General features: G+C 62.2%; 13 protein-coding genes. 7 read left to right on the forward strand and 6 right to left on the reverse strand.

Annotation, left to right across the window (positions count from 1 at the left end):
- The first annotated feature begins 10 nt into the window (after nucleotides 1–10).
- Complete coding sequence (locus tag ACQ4W6_RS22355; protein WP_436569373.1) at nucleotides 11–949, forward strand: alpha/beta hydrolase; 939 nt, start codon at nucleotides 11–13, stop codon at nucleotides 947–949.
- A gap of 61 nt (nucleotides 950–1010) precedes the next feature.
- Here the strand turns inward: ACQ4W6_RS22355 and ACQ4W6_RS22360 are convergent, their stop codons facing one another.
- The 5 genes from ACQ4W6_RS22360 to ACQ4W6_RS22380 all read right to left on the reverse strand — a co-directional run bounded on the left by ACQ4W6_RS22360 (nucleotide 1011) and on the right by ACQ4W6_RS22380 (nucleotide 6971).
- The gene (locus ACQ4W6_RS22360) at nucleotides 1011–1346 is read right to left on the reverse strand and encodes a DUF2628 domain-containing protein (RefSeq protein WP_436569374.1); all 336 of its coding nucleotides are present in this window, start codon (nucleotides 1344–1346) and stop codon (nucleotides 1011–1013) included.
- 321 nt (nucleotides 1347–1667) lie between these two features.
- Entirely contained in the window at nucleotides 1668–2942 is a 1275-nt protein-coding gene (locus ACQ4W6_RS22365; protein ID WP_436569375.1) for a YncE family protein, read from the reverse strand.
- A 56-nt stretch (nucleotides 2943–2998) separates the two neighbouring features.
- Nucleotides 2999–3919: a creatininase family protein gene (locus tag ACQ4W6_RS22370; protein WP_436569376.1), complete on the reverse strand. Its 921-nt coding sequence runs from the start codon at nucleotides 3917–3919 to the stop codon at nucleotides 2999–3001.
- Between the two features lie 189 nt (nucleotides 3920–4108).
- Entirely contained in the window at nucleotides 4109–5749 is a 1641-nt protein-coding gene (locus ACQ4W6_RS22375) for a methyl-accepting chemotaxis protein (RefSeq protein WP_436569377.1), read from the reverse strand.
- A 100-nt stretch (nucleotides 5750–5849) separates the two neighbouring features.
- Nucleotides 5850–6971 carry a patatin-like phospholipase family protein gene (locus tag ACQ4W6_RS22380; protein WP_436569378.1) on the reverse strand — a complete coding sequence of 374 codons (1122 nt, stop codon included), beginning with the start codon at nucleotides 6969–6971 and terminating at the stop codon, nucleotides 5850–5852.
- Nucleotides 6972–7731: 760 nt separating this feature from the next.
- Between ACQ4W6_RS22380 and ACQ4W6_RS22385 the strand changes: the two genes are divergently transcribed.
- Nucleotides 7732–8952 (forward strand): maltoporin, encoded by a 1221-nt coding sequence (locus ACQ4W6_RS22385; protein WP_436569379.1) that lies wholly within the window; start codon nucleotides 7732–7734, stop codon nucleotides 8950–8952.
- A gap of 327 nt (nucleotides 8953–9279) precedes the next feature.
- Complete coding sequence (locus tag ACQ4W6_RS22390; RefSeq protein ID WP_436569380.1) at nucleotides 9280–10290, forward strand: substrate-binding domain-containing protein; 1011 nt, start codon at nucleotides 9280–9282, stop codon at nucleotides 10288–10290.
- Between the two features lie 103 nt (nucleotides 10291–10393).
- Here ACQ4W6_RS22390 and ACQ4W6_RS22395 read toward each other — a convergent pair whose 3' ends face one another.
- A complete protein-coding gene (locus ACQ4W6_RS22395; protein WP_436569381.1) occupies nucleotides 10394–10531 on the reverse strand; it encodes a hypothetical protein in 138 nt (45 codons plus the stop codon).
- Here ACQ4W6_RS22395 and ACQ4W6_RS22400 point away from each other — a divergent pair.
- The 4 genes from ACQ4W6_RS22400 to malF all read left to right on the forward strand — a co-directional run bounded on the left by ACQ4W6_RS22400 (nucleotide 10530) and on the right by malF (nucleotide 16324).
- Nucleotides 10530–12167: an alpha-amylase family glycosyl hydrolase gene (locus tag ACQ4W6_RS22400; RefSeq protein ID WP_436569382.1), complete on the forward strand. Its 1638-nt coding sequence runs from the start codon at nucleotides 10530–10532 to the stop codon at nucleotides 12165–12167. The genes ACQ4W6_RS22395 and ACQ4W6_RS22400 overlap by 2 nt on opposite strands.
- A gap of 116 nt (nucleotides 12168–12283) precedes the next feature.
- Nucleotides 12284–13369 carry an ABC transporter ATP-binding protein gene (locus ACQ4W6_RS22405; protein WP_436569383.1) on the forward strand — a complete coding sequence of 362 codons (1086 nt, stop codon included), beginning with the start codon at nucleotides 12284–12286 and terminating at the stop codon, nucleotides 13367–13369.
- A gap of 102 nt (nucleotides 13370–13471) precedes the next feature.
- Nucleotides 13472–14692, forward strand: a complete 1221-nt coding sequence (gene malE / locus ACQ4W6_RS22410; RefSeq protein ID WP_436569384.1) for a maltose/maltodextrin ABC transporter substrate-binding protein MalE — start codon at nucleotides 13472–13474, stop codon at nucleotides 14690–14692.
- A gap of 120 nt (nucleotides 14693–14812) precedes the next feature.
- Nucleotides 14813–16324, forward strand: coding sequence for a maltose ABC transporter permease MalF (gene malF, locus ACQ4W6_RS22415; protein WP_436569385.1), 1512 nt, complete (start codon nucleotides 14813–14815; stop codon nucleotides 16322–16324).
- Nucleotides 16325–16334: the final 10 nt, after the last annotated feature.

Genomic DNA, 16334 nt, shown 5'->3' on the forward strand with positions numbered 1-16334 from the left:
AGAGGCAAACATGACGATCCTGCGCACCACTTTGCTTAGCCTGCTGGCGGCGCTTCCAGTGGCGGCCGGCCTGATCGCCTGCTCGCCCTTGACGGCCATCAATGCGCTGTCGTCCGGCAGCGCCTCGCAAGTGACGCAGGGCCTCGCTTACGGCCCCCTGCCACGACAGAAACTCGATGTGTATGCACCGAAAAACCCTGCCGGCCCCCTGCCCGTGGTGGTCTTCTTTTATGGTGGCAACTGGATTTCGGGCGAACGGGCCGACTATGCCTTCGTCGGCCATGCGCTCGCTTCGCGCGGCTATCTTGCCGTTATTGCCGACTATCGTTTGTATCCTGACGTGCATTACCCGCAGATATTGCAAGATGCGGCCCGCGCCGTGGCCTGGGCCGCGATGGAATCGAGCCGCCATGGCGGCGATCCCTCGCGCCTGTTCGTCATGGGCCATAGCGCCGGCGCCTACAATGCGGCCATGGTGGCGCTCGACGCCAGCCTGCTGGCGCGCCACGGCATGCGCCCACACGACTTGCGCGGCTGGATAGGCCTGGCCGGCCCGTATGACTTCCTGCCCATCGAGAACCCGACGGCCCGCCCTGTATTTTTCTATCCGGACACGCCTGCTTCGTCGCAGCCCATCGCCCACGTGACGGCCGAGGCCCCGCCCGCCCTGCTGATCGCACCGGCGCCAGGCAAGGACAAGCTGGTCAATCCGCAACGCAACACGGGCGGCCTGGCTGCGGCGCTGCGCGCGCAGCAGCGGCCCGTCACGGAAACGTATTTCGACACCGTCAGCCATACCACCCTGGTCGCCTCGCTGGCCGGCCCCTTGCGCATGCTCGCGCCCACGCTCGACGACATCAGCGCCTTCATCGATGCCAATAGCGGATCTGCCACGGTGAACGCACCATCGGCTGCGACTATTCCCGTCCCGGACAACACCACCCCTTGAGGGACGGGCGCCTTGACGTTGGCGAACGCCAGTCTCAGGAAGGAAAGTATGTCAGGAAGATTCAATAGCGCACGCCAGTACCGGGCACGACGGGCGCATAGCCATGGTTGCGCAACGAGGCTTCGAGCCAGCGGTTGCCATACCAGCCGCGCGCCAGCAGATAGCTGAGTTCGGCGCTCATCATCAACAACATCAGCGGCCCGATGTGCAGACCGGTAGCATACTGGCTGCCAAACCACAGGCACAGCTCCATGGCCAGCATGGACAGCAGCAACCACCAGCGGCGCTTGGCCACGGCCCACAGGGGGCCGAAGAAAAACGCTGGCCAGGAAAAGCCGTCGCTCACATACGCGTAGCGGCCAGAAGCGTCAGCAAACAGGGTGGCGCCGGATTTCATGCAATACTCTTCAATAGATGGTCGATGTCGCTTCCTCGCGGGCCATGACAGATGGCCGCGCTCGCAAGACGGGAAGCGCAGTATGCGCCTGCGCCACGCACTTGCCAAGACAGCACTATAAATCGGGGGCGTAACGGGCCAGCATCTGCGCGTCGCTTTCCAGCGCAGCGCTGCGCTGGCACATGGCGAATGGCGAACGGCGACAGGCCGATAAACACCATGCAATGCGGGTCGAGTTGCTCGAACTGCTAGCCCAAGGCGCGCCCCTGCGCAGGCGCATAATGCGCGCGTAGTTGCCGTACAGTATCAACAGGCGGGCGCCTAACGCAAATTACCCGTATGACCCAGCGAATAGCGGCCCGGCTGCGGCCACACGGTCAGGCCGTGCGGCTCCTGGCCAACTTTCACCTTGGAAACGTCGCCGCTGTTCGTGTCGATGCGGTACACCACATCGTCGAAACGGCCCGACAGCCACAGATACTTGCCATCGGCGCTGACGTTGCCCATGTCTGGGCTGCCGCCGCCGGGAATCGGCCATTGCGACACCACTTTTTCGGTGGCGAAATCGATCACGCTGACGCTGCCCTTGCCCTTGGGCTTGCCGTGGATGCGGTGCGTGCCGCGGTTGGCCACATACAACTTCTTGCCATCGCGGCTAGGGTACAGGCCGTGCGCGCCCACGCCCGTCTGGATGAAGCCGATTTCCTTCAAGGTGGCGCCATCGACGATGTGCACGCCGTCGGCATCCATGTCGGCGATAAAGAATTTCTTGCCGTCCGGCGAGATGCGTATGTCTTGCGGCATGCCCTTCTTGACGCTGCAGATCTCATTTGCCGGGCCGCCCACGGGGCCGGACTCGGCAAAACGCTTGGCCGGCATCTGCAATTTCAGGTAACCGGCGACCTTGCGCCCTACCAGGTCGATCTTGGCAATGGTGCCGTCAAATTCACAGGTAAACATGGCGTAGCGGCCATCATTGGAGAAATCGGCATGGTTGATGCCGCCGCACTGGGGCGTGTCGATAGCATACTGCACCGCCATGGTCTTCGGATCGCGGAAATCGAGGCGGTGGCGCGCTTCGGCGACGACGATGGCCGATTTGCCGTCCGGCGTGTAATACATATTATAAGGATCGTCGACCGGCACTTCCTTGCCCGGCTTGCCCGTCAAGGGGTCGACCGGCGTCAGGCTGCCCTTGTCCGTGCGCTCGGCGTTGTTCGCCACCCACAGGGTACGCAAGTCCCACGATGGCACCACGTGCTGCGGGCCGCTGCCGACCTTGAACTTGTCGACCACCTTCAAGCTGTCCTGGTCGATCACGTAGACATCGTTTGAACGCAGGTTCGGCACGTAGACACGGCGCAAGTGATCCTTGACCACAGGACTCATATTGCTGCTGGCAATGCTGCCATACACGTTTTTCGGATCGACCAGCGGCGGCATGCCCGGCAGCGGCGAATACGCAACGGCGGGGACTGCTGCTGCGGCAGGTACCGGCGTGCCGGCGCCGATGACCTGGCTGGCCACGCCCAGGCCGGCCAGTGCGGCAGCCAGGGCGGACAAAGTGACGATGGTGCGTCGTTGAGATTTTTTCATGTGAGTTCGCGTTTTTTCGTTGCAAATGCCGGAAGTTACGCACCTCCAGCGGAAGATTATTGATGACGTTGCAGCAGTTGCTTGATGGCGGCCACCGAAGTGTCGAGCTGCAGCTTGACGCCAATCTGGCCCAGCTCCTTGCTTGCCCGTGTGGCGTCGCCGCGCACGCCGTCAGGCACGCCCGGTTTCGCACCATGCGCCATGGCCTCGCTGCGCACCAATGACGGGTCGGTCGCCAACATCAGCGCCGCGTCCGCCAAACCCGCATGCAAGCCGATCTCGGTGTTGCTGTAGCCGCGCTTTTGCAGCTCTGCAACATATGCCGATTGCGTAATGTCATAGTAATCGAGCAAGGCGTAGGCGCGTGCATCCTTGGCAATGGCACCTTTTCCCCAGGCGCGGTTGAGCTTGCTTGCCACATTCTGCTCATTCTTTTGGTAGCCGCCATGGTCGCCGAGGAAAATGATGTCGCGGAAACCATGCTGGCGCAGGCTGGCCGCCGCGCCTTCCAGCACGGCCTCGAAGGCGGCCGGCGGGATCGATATCGTGCCCGCATGACGCATGTGGCCGGCCGGCGGCGAAATGGCGCCTTCCGGCACGTAGCTGACGACGGGCGCGACGATGGTATTGCCCAAGGCTTGCGCGATCTGCCGCGCCAGCAGCCCGGCGCGCACATTGTGCTTGCCAAGCGCGATGTACGGCCCGCTCTGCTCGACGCCGCCGATCGGTATCAAGACGGTGGTAGCGCCATGTTCGATGCGGCTGCGCAATTCCGTGCTGGTCAGCTCTTCGAGCATGACGCTGTTGCCAGCTGGCGCGGCCGCCATGGCCGGCGCCGCAACGACCAGGCACGACAAAGCCAGGGCGAACAGAGGAGCGAGCGGCGTGGACGAAATAGATGGGGGAGATGGGGGCGAAAGCGTGGATGGCGCGCGCGGCCCAGGGCGCGCGTTCAGCAGGAGAAACTGCAGTGTCATAAGCAAACATCTTTCCGTGGTCGTCAAGCGTGACGCCGTGCCCGGCCTTGCCAGGCAAGCTGGCTGCCACGCAGGAATTGTATTCCATCATGGCAGGATCGGCACGTTAATTTGACACGGCGTTTAACGACGAATTGACTACGGATAGCTTTTCAACATGGCCCCGCTATTCCGGGGCGCTCAATACCATTAACCGAGCATGCGGCGCGCCGGCTGCGGCGCGCGGCGCGGGGCCATTGCCGGGGCTGGCAAGCCGCCAGCCACTTTCAACGATTTTTCCTGGGCGTCGCCGCGCAGGCGGAACACGGCCACCACGTCGACCAGCTCGACGGCGCGCTCTTGCAGCGAAGCAGCTGCCGCAGCCGCCTCTTCCACCAGGGCCGCGTTTTGCTGCGTCACCTGGTCCATCTGCGAAATGGCTTGGTTGACTTGCTCGATGCCGGCGCTTTGCTCGTGGCTGGCGTTGGCGATGTCGCCCATGATGTCCGTCACGCGGCGAATGCTGGCGACGATTTCTTCCATCGTCGCACCCGCCTGGTCGACCAGCACGCTGCCCGTGTTGACTTTTTCCACGGAATCTTCGATCAAGCCCTTGATCTCCTTGGCCGCCGCCGCCGAGCGCTGCGCCAGGTTGCGCACTTCGGTGGCCACCACGGCAAAGCCACGGCCCTGCTCGCCTGCCCGCGCCGCTTCGACGGCCGCATTCAGCGCCAAAATATTGGTTTGGAAGGCAATACCATCGATCACGCCGATAATGTCGGCGATCTTCTTCGCCGATTCATTGATGGAACCCATCGTGCCCACTACTTGCGCCACCACGGCGCCGCCCTTGCGGGCCACATCCGAGGCGGACACGGCCAGGGTATTGGCCTGGCGTGCATTGTCCGTATTCTGGCGCACGGCCGAGGTCAGCTCTTCCAGGCTGGACGCTGTTTCTTCCAGGGAAGACGCCTGCTGCTCGGTGCGCACGGACAAGTCCGCGTTGCCGGCCGAAATCTGCGCAGCTGCCACGCTGACCGTATCGGCCGAGGTGCGCACGGTGGCGATCACGTCGACGATGCGCTCCATAAACTTGTTAAAGGCAGTGGCGGTGCGGCCCACTTCGTCCATGCGCTGCACGGGCATGCCGGCGGACAGGTCCAGCGAGGCGCTGACGCGTTCCAGCGTGTGTTCGATATTGCCCAGGCCGCCGCTGATGGTGCGGTAGATATGCCAGGCCAGCGTGCCCGTCAGCAACACGGCCACGCCCAGCACGGCCAGCATGGTGTTAAAGGCCGTGTCGTAGGCGGCCAGGCTCTCGGCCTTGACGTCATCGACCAGCTTGTTGTTGTAGGCAATATGGTCATCCATGCTTTTCTTGGCGGCTGCGGCCGAGAGCGCCAGCGGCGTGCCGGCGAGCAAGGTGGCGCGCACGCCATCCATGTCGCCCGCGTAGGCGGCGGCAAAGAACGGCACCAGTGAGCGGCGGTACGCTTCCATGGCGGCCTGGTCGGCGTCGAGCATCTTGCTGTCCGTCGCATCGTACAGGCGCTCGGCGCGGTAGGTGGCGATCACCTTGTCGAAATTGGTATTCGCGTCGGCCACGGCCTTGTCCAGCGCCGTCTTGTCGGCCAGGTTCGAAAACACGGACAGGCGGTAGCCGGCCAGACGCGAGTCAGCCAGGAAACCTTTCGCGGCATTCAAGCCCTGGATGCTGGGAATGATGCGGTTTTGCACGGTGTCGAAGCGCTCCTGGGCGCGCTGCAGCTGCATGGCGCCGCCGGCGCCCAGCAATAGCAGGGCCAGCAAGGCGATGGTGAGGGTCAGGATGAGTTGCTTGGTGATATTCATAATGTGCTTCACAGTAAAAAGGCGGCCTGGCAAAGGCCAGGCTGGACGAAAAGCAGCCTGTCAGGTGGCTGGGATCAAGCGGGAGCTGGCGCGCGGCGTCCTAGGCAGCCAGTGGGGAAGCGTCGGGCGTGCGGCGCAGCAAGTCGCCGTGCTGGCGGCAAAACGCCAGGCCCGCCTTGTGGCCCACGTCGAACAGCAACTGCATGTTCGAACTGGACCAGTCCAGCGTGTCGGGCCAATGCTTCTCGGGTATGCCGCCCATCAAGTCAAGCTTCAGCAGGCGCCGCTTGGGCTGGCCCGTGTGCGCATCCGTGTTGTGCTCGAGTTCGAACAAGCGCAGTTCGCTCTTGGAAATCTTCACCAGCGGCGTGATGATGGAACGCACCCAGGCGTCGTACAGATTGCGCGGCTTGCGCAGCAATCGTTCGTCGCCCAGGATATCGAGGATGACCAGGATATCGGTGTCATGGTGCTCGCCCTTGCCTTCGATAAACGGGTCGAAATTGAGCGTATCGAGCGCCGCGCCTTCGATGTAATCGTCGCCATTGATCGTCGTGGGCGCATACAGGAAGGGAAACGACAGCGCCGCGCGCACGTGGATGGGTTCGATCTCGTGCTTGCCCCAGATTTGCATGCGGTGTTCGCTGAGGTTGTAGGCATTGATGTAGAAATCAGGGCGCATGCGCGCCACGCCCGAGAAATCGACGGCTTTTTCCAGGAACGGCAAGTGCGCGCACAGGCCCAGGCTTTTCGCCGACAGGTCCGAAGGCGACAGCGACGACACCATCAGCTTGCCCCAGTCCGACCAGGCGGTGGGCATGCCCGCAAACGTTTGCTGGAACGCCTGAAAAAAAGGATTGCTGGCCGGTGCCTGGAAAGCGTCGCGGAAGGTGCTCGCGTGCATGCCCGGCTTCTGGAACACCTTGTAGTTGATCGGGATCATCTTGTAGATGCTGTCGGCCACGCCCGTGTCGGCCCAGCTCTGCAACGCCTGGCGCGGCGTCGCTTCGTGCGGCGTCGTGTAGAGCAGGCCCATCAAGACGCCCGCGCCGGATGCGGAAATAACGTCGAACTCGATGCCTTCGTCGAGGAAGGCCGCCAGGGCGCCGGCGATCAAAGTGGAATTTGGTGCGCCGCCACCGAGCAGCAAACCCGTCTTGCGAGCTGGCTTTAGCGGCACGGTGAATGCCGGATTCGGCGGCGTCGTGGTGACTGTTTTCATGCACACTTCCTGAATGGAACAGGGCTCGCACCCATAATTGTTGGTTACTGCACGCTTATTACGCCTAATTACCCCACGTTCCCGCAATCGTCGAGCACATACACTGCTGCAGAAACAAATGTAAAATTAACATAAATAAATTCCACATGGCAATTTAGTTAACGCATGACTGGTATTCAGGAAGGCCATAAGCTGATAGCGCGCGGCATGGCGTGGTGCATCGCAGCAAATAAATTCTGCAACGTCATGAAAAATCTCTGATGGGTTGGAATAATCTTCGACCGGGCGTCACGACAGCCGCTGAGAGGCTCAGGACGCGCAGGGCGGCAAGGGAGGTGGCAGCCCATGCTCGATCTGTCCCCGCTCCGCCTGCCCGCCTTTGCCGGTGTGCAATTGCTGGCCGCCGCACCCGCATTTTCCTTTCCAGGCCTTCTTGCGCCAGCCGGTCAGTGCTAGGCCCGCCGCTTCCACCTTGCCCGCCTGCAAGGCGCCAAACTAAGCGGCCGCACTGCTCCGCCACGCTGATTTCCTCAGTCAGACCACGGCGGCGCCAACGCGCCGCCGCCCGCCTTTGATGTTTCCCCGCAACACGTATGAAGTTCCCATGAGTTTCCAGGAATAAAACGAGTTTACTTATCAAAGCGCTTTGAACTATACTCAAAGCGCTTTGAAACAGAATTAAAGCGCTTTGGCTGTGCGTGGCTAAACTTGCTGCACGCCGATCCTGCACTGATAAACCTATAAAAACACTGGAGACACGATGAACAAACATTTCTTGAAAACTTTGCCCGCCGCCTTGGCGTTGGCCTTGAGCGCCTCGGCTGCGCAAGCCGCCCTGCCGATCGACTTCGGCGGCTACATTCGCTCGGGCTTCGGCACCAGCAGCGAAGGCGGCAAGGAAGCCTGTTTCGGCCTGGCTGGCGCCTCGTCCAAGTATCGCCTGGGCAATGAGTGCGAAACCTACGGCGAGTTGAAATTCGGCGGCGAAGCGTTCAAGGCAACCAATGGCACCACTTTCCGCATCAATACCCTGGTGGCGTTTTCCGTCAACCAGAACCAGGACTGGGAACAGTCAGACCCGTCGTGGCGCGAAATGAACGTGGTGGCCGACAAGATCGGCTCGGGCGCCTTCGCCGATGCGCGCGCCTGGGTCGGCAAGCGCTACTACGACCGCCAGGACGTGCACATCACCGATTACTACTTCTGGAATAACAGCGGCCCTGGCGCCGGCCTGGAAAATATCGACCTGGGCGCCGCCAAGCTGGCCTATGCCATCGTGCGCACGGCCGACGACACGGACAGCAAGCGCATGGGCCTGTCCCACGACTTGCGCTTGTCCGGCATCAAGGTCAACCCGGACGGCGAACTGACGCTGGGCCTGCAATACAACCAGAAACGCAATGCCGAAGGCGCGGCCCCTGTCGCCAGCGGCCACTTGCTGACCATCATGCATACGCAAGGCAACCTGCTGGGCGGCTTCAACAAGGTGGCATTGCAGTTCGGCAAGGGCAGCGCGGCCAACACGGGCGGCTTCAGCCTCGGCGCCAACAGCGACGACAAGGTCACGCGCCTGACGGAACAAGTGATGATCCAGCCAAAAGGCGAGTGGTCGGGCATGGCGACATTCGTCTACGAAGACAAGGAAACGGCCGGCGTCAGCAGCAAGTGGACCTCGATCGGCGCGCGTCCCGTCTACCACTTCACGGACAACTACAGCCTGGCCGTGGAACTGGGCCACGACATCGTCAAGCCGGAAGGCGGCGAAAGCCGCAACCTGACCAAGCTGACCTTCGCGCCGCAATTGTCGGCCGGCAATAGCTTCTGGTCGCGCCCCGTGCTGCGCGCCTTCTACACCTATGCCAAATGGAACAAGGCAGCCCAGTCGGCCGCCGCCGCGGAATCGGCGCTGTCGTCGACGGGCGTGTTTGGTGGCAAGACCAACGGCAGCTCGATGGGCTTCCAGGTTGAATCGTGGTGGTAATCGCCAGCGCCTAAAACTTTGGCCAGCGTCCACGGACGCTGGCCACTGGCAGCAGCGTCCCCTTTTCTGGGGGGCGCGCAGTAACCGGATCAACAGCCAGCCGCTGCACTGGATGGCCGGCAGCTTCAATGTAGTGATTCAGTAGCATCCTCTTTTAGCGCGGGCGCCTTCGGGTTTGCCCGCGTATTTTTTTGGCGCCGCCGCCGGCTAGCGTTACCCTGCTCGCTCCGGCATTTATCAGATAAACTAGCCGTCATCGCACCGCACCGCCTCCGCCATCCCGCCGGATGCCGGCAGCGGCAAGACCCACCCCCAGACGCAGCATCCATGAACCTCAAAAATCTCGCCAAAACGCTAGGAATTTCCGAAACCACCGTCAGCCGCGCCTTGAATGGCTATCCGGAAGTGAGTGAACGCACGCGCGAACGGGTGCTCGCTGCCGCGCAGGCGGCCGGTTACCGGCCCAATCCCATGGCGCGCAGCCTGGCCGTGGGGCGCACGAATATCGTCGGTATCATCTATCCGCTCATGCCGAACGACCTGGCCGACCCCATGTTCATCGAGATCGTGGGCGGCATGTCGGAGGCGCTCGAAGCGCAGCAGATGGACATGATGATCGCGCCCGCTTCGGCCGGCAACGAATTTCGCACCTATGAACGCATGGTCCAGGGCCGCCGCATCGATGGTCTGGTGGTCGGGCGCACCAAACCCTTCGACGAGCGCATCGCCTACCTGGCGCAGCAGGGCATGCCCTTCGTCGCGCATGGCCGCACGCAGCTGAACCAGCCGCACGCCTGGTTCGACTATGACAACGAGGCCGGCATGCGCCTGGCCGTCGAGCGCCTGGCGCAGCTGGGCCACCAGCGCATCGGCCTGATCAGTGCCACGCCGGACCTGAACTTCGTACGCCAGCGCGTCGACAGTTTTCAAAGCGCCATGCGGGCAGGCGGCCTGGCCGTCGATCCGGACAACCTGGTCGACAACGCGCACGACCGCCGCGCCGGCTACCAGGCCATGCAGCGCCTGCTGGCGCGCACGCCGCGCCCCACCGCCGTCATCGTCGACAATCACATGTCGGGCGTGGGCGCCGTGCGCGCCCTGCTCGACGCGGGCATCACCATCGGCCGCGAGATGTCGCTGATCGTCTGGGGCGTGATGGAAGATTCTCTGGCCGGCCACAACGTCACCACCGTCGTCCAGCCCGACCCGCGCGGCGCCGGCGCAAAGATGATCCACATGCTGCTGGCCCTGATGGATGGCACGCCCGCCACCGACTTGCAGGAACTGTGGCCATGCCAGCTACTGCCGGGCGAGTCGGCAGGACCCGTCCCGCTCTAGGCGTTCCCGTATTGACGCCGCCACTGGCCGCACGGCCGGTGGCGCGCATTGCTCTCCTGAATGCCCCCTATAAAAAATCGTATGTCGTGACGCGTGTATCGCTTTACTTTTCAAAGCGCTTTGGATTATACTCAATCACACCCAAAGCGCTTTGAATTTTAAAATAAGACGTTCGCCTACCAACCAGCAGCGCTCGCCCAGATAGCTTGAAGCTACAGGCAACTTTTAAGAAATCATTCATGCCGACCATCCAGAACAATACCGCCAACCTGCCCGCCGACTGGTGGCGCAGCGCCGTCATCTACCAGGTATATCCACGCAGCTTCCTCGACAGCAATGGCGATGGCATCGGCGACTTGCCCGGCATTACCTCGAAACTCGATTACATCGCCGCCCTGGGCACCGACATCGTCTGGATCTCGCCCTTCTTCACCTCGCCCATGAAAGACTTCGGCTACGACGTGTCCGATTTCTGCGACGTCGATCCCATGTTTGGCACCTTGGCCGATTTCGACCGCCTGGTGGCGCGCGCCCACGAACTGGGCTTGAAAGTGATGATCGACCAGGTGCTGTCGCACTCGTCCGACAACCACCCGTGGTTCGTCGAAAGCCGCTCCAGCCGCGACAATCCGAAAGCCGACTGGTATGTCTGGGCCGACCAGCAGCCGGACGGCACGGTGCCGAACAACTGGCTGTCCGTGTTTGGCGGTTCGGCCTGGCAATGGGAGCCGCGCCGCGGCCAGTATTACCTGCACGATTTCCTCGCCAGCCAGCCCGACCTGAATTTCCACAGCCCCGCCGTGCAGCAGGCGCAGCTGGACAACCTGCGTTTCTGGCTGGAACGGGGCGTCGACGGTTTCCGCTTCGATTCCTGCAACTTCCCTTACCACGACGCACAGCTGCGCAACAATCCGCCAGCGGCGCAGCGCGATGCAAGCAGCGTCTCAGCCATCAATCCCTACGGCATGCAATCGCACGTGTACGACAAGACGCAGCCGGAAAATATTGCGTATCTGCAGCGCGTGCGCGCCGTGCTTGACGAATATCAAGCCATTTCCATCGGCGAGGTGGGCGACGACAATGCGCTGGCGACCATGGCCGCCTACACCACGGGCGGCGACAAGCTGCACATGGCCTACAGTTTCAACTTGCTGACGGCTGAGTTTTCGGCCGCGCATATCCGCACGCAGGTGGAAGAGTTCGAAGCGAAAGTGGCCGACGGCTGGGCTTCCTGGTCGGTGGGCAACCACGACAGCGTGCGCGTCATGACGCGCTGGGGCGGCCAGAATCCGTCGCCATCGCTGGCCAAGGTGGTGCTGGCCGTGCAAGTGGCGCTGAAAGGCACGCCGTGCCTGTACCAGGGCGACGAACTGGCCCTGACGGAAGCGGACATCCCCTTCGAAGCGCTGCAAGACCCGTACGGCATCCCGTTCTGGCCCCAGTTCAAGGGCCGCGACGGTTGCCGCACGCCCATGCCATGGGTGGCAGATGCGCCGCACGGCGGCTTCAGCACTGCAAAACCCTGGTTGCCGGTGCCGCAGGAACATTTGGCGCGCGCGGTTGACGTCGAAGAAAACGACGACGCTTCCCCCCTGCGTTTTGCGCAAAATATCCTCGCCTGGCGCCGCACCCTGCCCCAGTTACTGCGCGGCGAGATCGTCTTCTTCGATGCGCCGGAACCCGTGCTGGCCTTGCGCCGCGACCTGGCAGGCCAGGCTCCCGTGCTGGCCGCCTTCAACCTGGGTACCGAAGCCATCACGTTTGCGTGGCCAGCGGCGGCCGGGGCGGGCGAGCTTGCCGGTCACGGCTTGCCGGGCAGCAAACAAGGCGGCGCCGTCACCCTGCCCGCCCATGGCGGCTGGTTCGGCACCCTGTAAAGCGCCCTTGAAGAAACATTCCAAAAGAAAAATCCAGCTGGGGCAGTAATACCAGTTGGAAATACAATAACGAGCCCCGCGCATCAGCGGGGACGGATTGATACAGTGAGGACGACATGGCTGGACTGAAATTAACGGGCCTGAAGAAGGCATATGGCGACGTGCAGACCCTGCACGGCATCGACCTGGAGATCGCCGATGGCGAGTTCATGGTCTTCGTGGGACCATCGGGTTGTGGCAAGTCCACTTTGCTGCGCAGCATCTGCGGCCTGGAGGAAATCAGCGGCGGCGACTTGTATATTGGCAAGACGCGCATGAACGATGTGCCGCCCGCCAAACGGGGCATCGCCATGGTATTCCAGAGCTACGCCCTGTACCCGCACATGAGCGTGGCGCAAAACATGGCGTTCGGCCTGAAGCTGGCCGGCATGAGTAAGGTACAGATTGCCGACGCCGTGCAGCGCGCCGCGCACATCCTGCGCATCGAGCCCTTGCTGGAACGTAAACCCAAGGATTTGTCGGGCGGCCAGCGCCAGCGCGTGGCCATCGGCCGCGCCATCGTGCGCAAACCGGACGTCTTCCTGTTCGACGAACCGCTGTCCAACCTGGACGCTTCCTTGCGCGTGCAGATGCGCATCGAACTGGCGAATCTGCACCGCGAGCTGCGCTCGACCATGATCTATGTCACGCATGACCAGGTCGAAGCGATGACCCTGGCCGACCGCATCGTCGTGCTCAACGCGGGCCGCATCGAACAGGTGGGCGCGCCACTCGATCTGTACCACCATCCCGCCAACCTGTTCGTCGCCGGCTTCCTCGGCTCGCCCCGCATGAACTTCCTCAAAGGCAAGATCCACAGCTACGCCGATGGCGTGGCCACCATTGCCACCACGACCGGCGGCATGCTGCAGGCGACACTGGCGAAAGCGCTGGCCAGCGGCACGCCCGTCACCGTCGGCGCGCGCCCTGAACACGTGCAAGCGTGCACGCCGGGTGCCGTCTCCGCGATCACGGCCACCGTGCAGGCGGTAGAGAAACTGGGCGACATCAGCTATCTATATGTGCAGGTAGACGGTGGCGACGAGCCGCTGGTGGTGCGCGCCGATGCCGATACGGACTGGACCATTGGCCAGCAGGTGGCGCTGCAAGTGGCCCCGGCCCGCGTCCACGTGTTCGACGAGCACGGCCAGACCTGTACCTGAAACACCATTTTTGCGGGCCGGGCGCTACAGGCGCCGCCTGGCCTGGTTGCATCGTTTCAGCCTTGATACCAAGCTTATAAAAATACAACTGGAGATCATCATATGTCTATACTGCACGCGAAACGCACTCTCATCAAAACCACGCTGATCGCCGCCGCCCTGGCCGGCATCGGCAACCTGGCCACCGCCGGCATGGCCAACGCCGCCGAAGCGGGCACCCTCTTGATCTGGATCAATGGCGACAAGGGCTACAAGGGCCTGTCCAAGGTCGGCGAGGAATTTACCAAGAAAACCGGCATCAAGGTGGTGGTCGAACATCCAGAAGATGCACCGAACAAATTCCAGCAAGCCGCCGCCGCCGGCAAGGGTCCGGACATCTGGATCTGGCCGCATGACCGCATCGGCACCTGGATCGACGCGGGCTTGCTGCAACCATTGACGCCAAGCAAGGAGGCGCGCGCCGCCATCCTGCCGCTGGCGTGGAATGCGTTCACGGTCGGTGGCAAGACCTGGGGTTATCCGATGTCGATCGAAGCCGTCGCCCTGGTCTACAACAAGGACCTGGTGCCCAATCCACCGAAAACCTTCGAAGAAATTGCCGCGCTGGATAAGAAGCTCTCGGGCCAGGGCAAGAAAGCCATCCTGTGGGACTACACGAATACCTATTTCACGTGGCCGCTGCTGGGCGCGGGCGGCGGCTTCCCGTTTGAAGTCAAGGCCGATGGCCGCTACGACGCGGCCAAGACGGGCGTCAACAATGCTGGCTCCCAGGCGGGCGTGAATGCCGTCATGACCCTGATCAACAGCGGCGCCATGCCGAAGGGCGCCGGCTACGCCGAGATGGAAGCCGGTTTCAACCAGGGCAAGATCGCCATGATGATCAACGGTCCATGGTCGTGGGATAACGCGCGCAAATCGAAGATCAATTTCGGCGTGGCAACGATACCCACCGTGGCCGGCAAGACAGCCACGCCGTTCGTCGGCGTGCTGGGCGCGATGATTTCCAAAGCCAGCCCGAACAAGGACCTGGCCACGGAATTCCTGGAAAACCAGATGCTGCAGATCAATGGCCTGAAAACCATCAACGCCGACGTTCCGCTGGGCACGCCAGCGAACAAGGTGCTGTTCGCCGAGCTGAAATCGAACCCGAACATCCAGGCGACGATGGAAAGCGCGCAAGCGGGCCGCCCGATGCCGAACAACCCGGAAATGGGCCGTTTCTGGTCGTCCATGCAATCGGCGCTGGAAAACATTACGCAGGGCCGCCAGACGACCAAGGATGGCCTGGACGCGGCGGCGAAGCGCATCACGACGGCCAATTAAGCAATGAATTAAGCAATCAATAAAGCAAGATTCAAGGGGCTTGCCCCCTGCGGGATCGGCATGCGCGCCACTGGCGCGCATGCCCCCCAGGTCTTTCACCATCTTCACAGGTATCCCATCGTGCGCAAGTTTATCGGCCCTACGGTATTGACCATCAGCATGGCGCTGGGTCTGTATCTGCTCTTCATGTTGTACATTTCCGGCCAGACCATGCTGGCCGCCGTTTTCCTCGGCTTGCTGACCCTGACGACGTTTGTCTTCACGTCGCCGCGCGCCTATGCCTACCGCTATCTGTTTCCCGGCATCACGGCGGTGATCGTCTTCGTGCTGCTGCCGATGGTGTACACGGTGTCGATCGGCTTTACCAATTTCAGCTCGCGCAACCTGCTCACCTACGAACGGGCCACGCAATACCTGCTGGATGAGACGCAGCGCGTGGAAAGCACCGGTTACGCGATGAGCGTGCATGCGGACGACAAGCAATACCGCTTGCGCCTGGAAAGCCCGGACACGGGCGAAGTGCTGTTGACGCCGCCGCTGGCCCTCAAGCGCGCCGTGCCCCTGACGGTGGAAGTGGCGCCGCCAGACCCCGTGCAGGCGCCCGTGCTGGCACCGCCACTGCCCATCAAGGACATCATCGCCCTGCAAAAGGATTTGAAACAGCTCACGCTGGTCATGCCCAACAAGATCGAGTTGCGCATGGTGGGCTTGCGTGAATTCGGCCCCGTGGCGCATGTCTACAAGCAACTGCCAGATAAAACCCTGAAAAAGATCGCCACAGGCGAACTCATCAAGCCAAACTTCAAGACGGGCTTTTATGAAATGCCGGACGGTGCGAAGCTGGAGCCGGGCTTCAAGGTCAATGTCGGCTTTGCCAACTTCGTCAAGATCTTCTCCGATGAAGCGTTCCGCGGTCCCTTCCTGCGCATTTTCGTCTGGACCGTCATCTTCGCCCTGATCAGCGTGGCCACCACCACCGGCCTGGGCATGGTGCTGGCCGTGCTGCTGAACTGGGATGCGCTGCGCTTTCGCGGCCTGTACCGCACCTTGCTGTTCCTGCCGTACGCCGTGCCCGGCTTCATTTCCATCCTCGTCTTCAAGGGCTTGTTCAACAACAACTTTGGCGAGATCAACCTGGTGCTCGACGCCTTGTTCGGCATCAAGCCCGCCTGGTTCTCCGATACCACCCTGGCCAAGGCCATGATCCTGATCGTCAACACCTGGCTCGGCTACCCCTACATGATGGTGGTGTGCATGGGCCTGATCAAGGCGATTCCATCGGACCTGTACGAAGCCTCGGCCCTGGCCGGCGCGGGACCGCTGACGAATTTCTTCAACATCACTTTGCCTCTGATCATCAAGCCTTTGACGCCGCTGATGGTCGCCAGCCTGGGATTCAATTTCAATAATTTCGTGCTGATCAGCTTGTTGACGGGCGGGCGTCCCGATTTCCTCGACACCACCTTGCCGGCTGGCACGACGGACTTGCTGGTGTCCTACACCTACCGCATCGCGTTCGAGGATTCGGGCCAGAACTTTGGCTTGGCCGCTGCCATCTCGACCCTGATCTTCTTCCTCGTGGCCGCGATTTCGCTGGTCAACATGCGCCTGACGCGCATGAACAAAGCATAAAGGACAGACC

It is taken from the genome of Janthinobacterium woesei (assembly GCF_051380875.1).
Classification (GTDB): Bacteria; Pseudomonadota; Gammaproteobacteria; order Burkholderiales; family Burkholderiaceae_D; genus Janthinobacterium.

Excerpts from the sequence above, each read along its gene's own strand:
- malE (WP_436569384.1), top strand. The coding sequence starts at position 13,472 with ATGTCTATACTGCACGCGAAACGCACTCTCATCAAAACCACGCTGATC.
- ACQ4W6_RS22380 (WP_436569378.1), bottom strand. The coding sequence starts at position 6,971 with ATGAAAACAGTCACCACGACGCCGCCGAATCCGGCATTCACCGTGCCG.
- ACQ4W6_RS22385 (WP_436569379.1), top strand. The coding sequence starts at position 7,732 with ATGAACAAACATTTCTTGAAAACTTTGCCCGCCGCCTTGGCGTTGGCC.
- ACQ4W6_RS22400 (WP_436569382.1), top strand. The coding sequence starts at position 10,530 with ATGCCGACCATCCAGAACAATACCGCCAACCTGCCCGCCGACTGGTGG.
- ACQ4W6_RS22360 (WP_436569374.1), bottom strand. The coding sequence starts at position 1,346 with ATGAAATCCGGCGCCACCCTGTTTGCTGACGCTTCTGGCCGCTACGCG.
- ACQ4W6_RS22390 (WP_436569380.1), top strand. The coding sequence starts at position 9,280 with ATGAACCTCAAAAATCTCGCCAAAACGCTAGGAATTTCCGAAACCACC.
- ACQ4W6_RS22375 (WP_436569377.1), bottom strand. The coding sequence starts at position 5,749 with ATGAATATCACCAAGCAACTCATCCTGACCCTCACCATCGCCTTGCTG.
- ACQ4W6_RS22355 (WP_436569373.1), top strand. The coding sequence starts at position 11 with ATGACGATCCTGCGCACCACTTTGCTTAGCCTGCTGGCGGCGCTTCCA.
- ACQ4W6_RS22395 (WP_436569381.1), bottom strand. The coding sequence starts at position 10,531 with ATGAATGATTTCTTAAAAGTTGCCTGTAGCTTCAAGCTATCTGGGCGA.
- ACQ4W6_RS22365 (WP_436569375.1), bottom strand. The coding sequence starts at position 2,942 with ATGAAAAAATCTCAACGACGCACCATCGTCACTTTGTCCGCCCTGGCT.
- ACQ4W6_RS22370 (WP_436569376.1), bottom strand. The coding sequence starts at position 3,919 with ATGACACTGCAGTTTCTCCTGCTGAACGCGCGCCCTGGGCCGCGCGCG.
- ACQ4W6_RS22405 (WP_436569383.1), top strand. The coding sequence starts at position 12,284 with ATGGCTGGACTGAAATTAACGGGCCTGAAGAAGGCATATGGCGACGTG.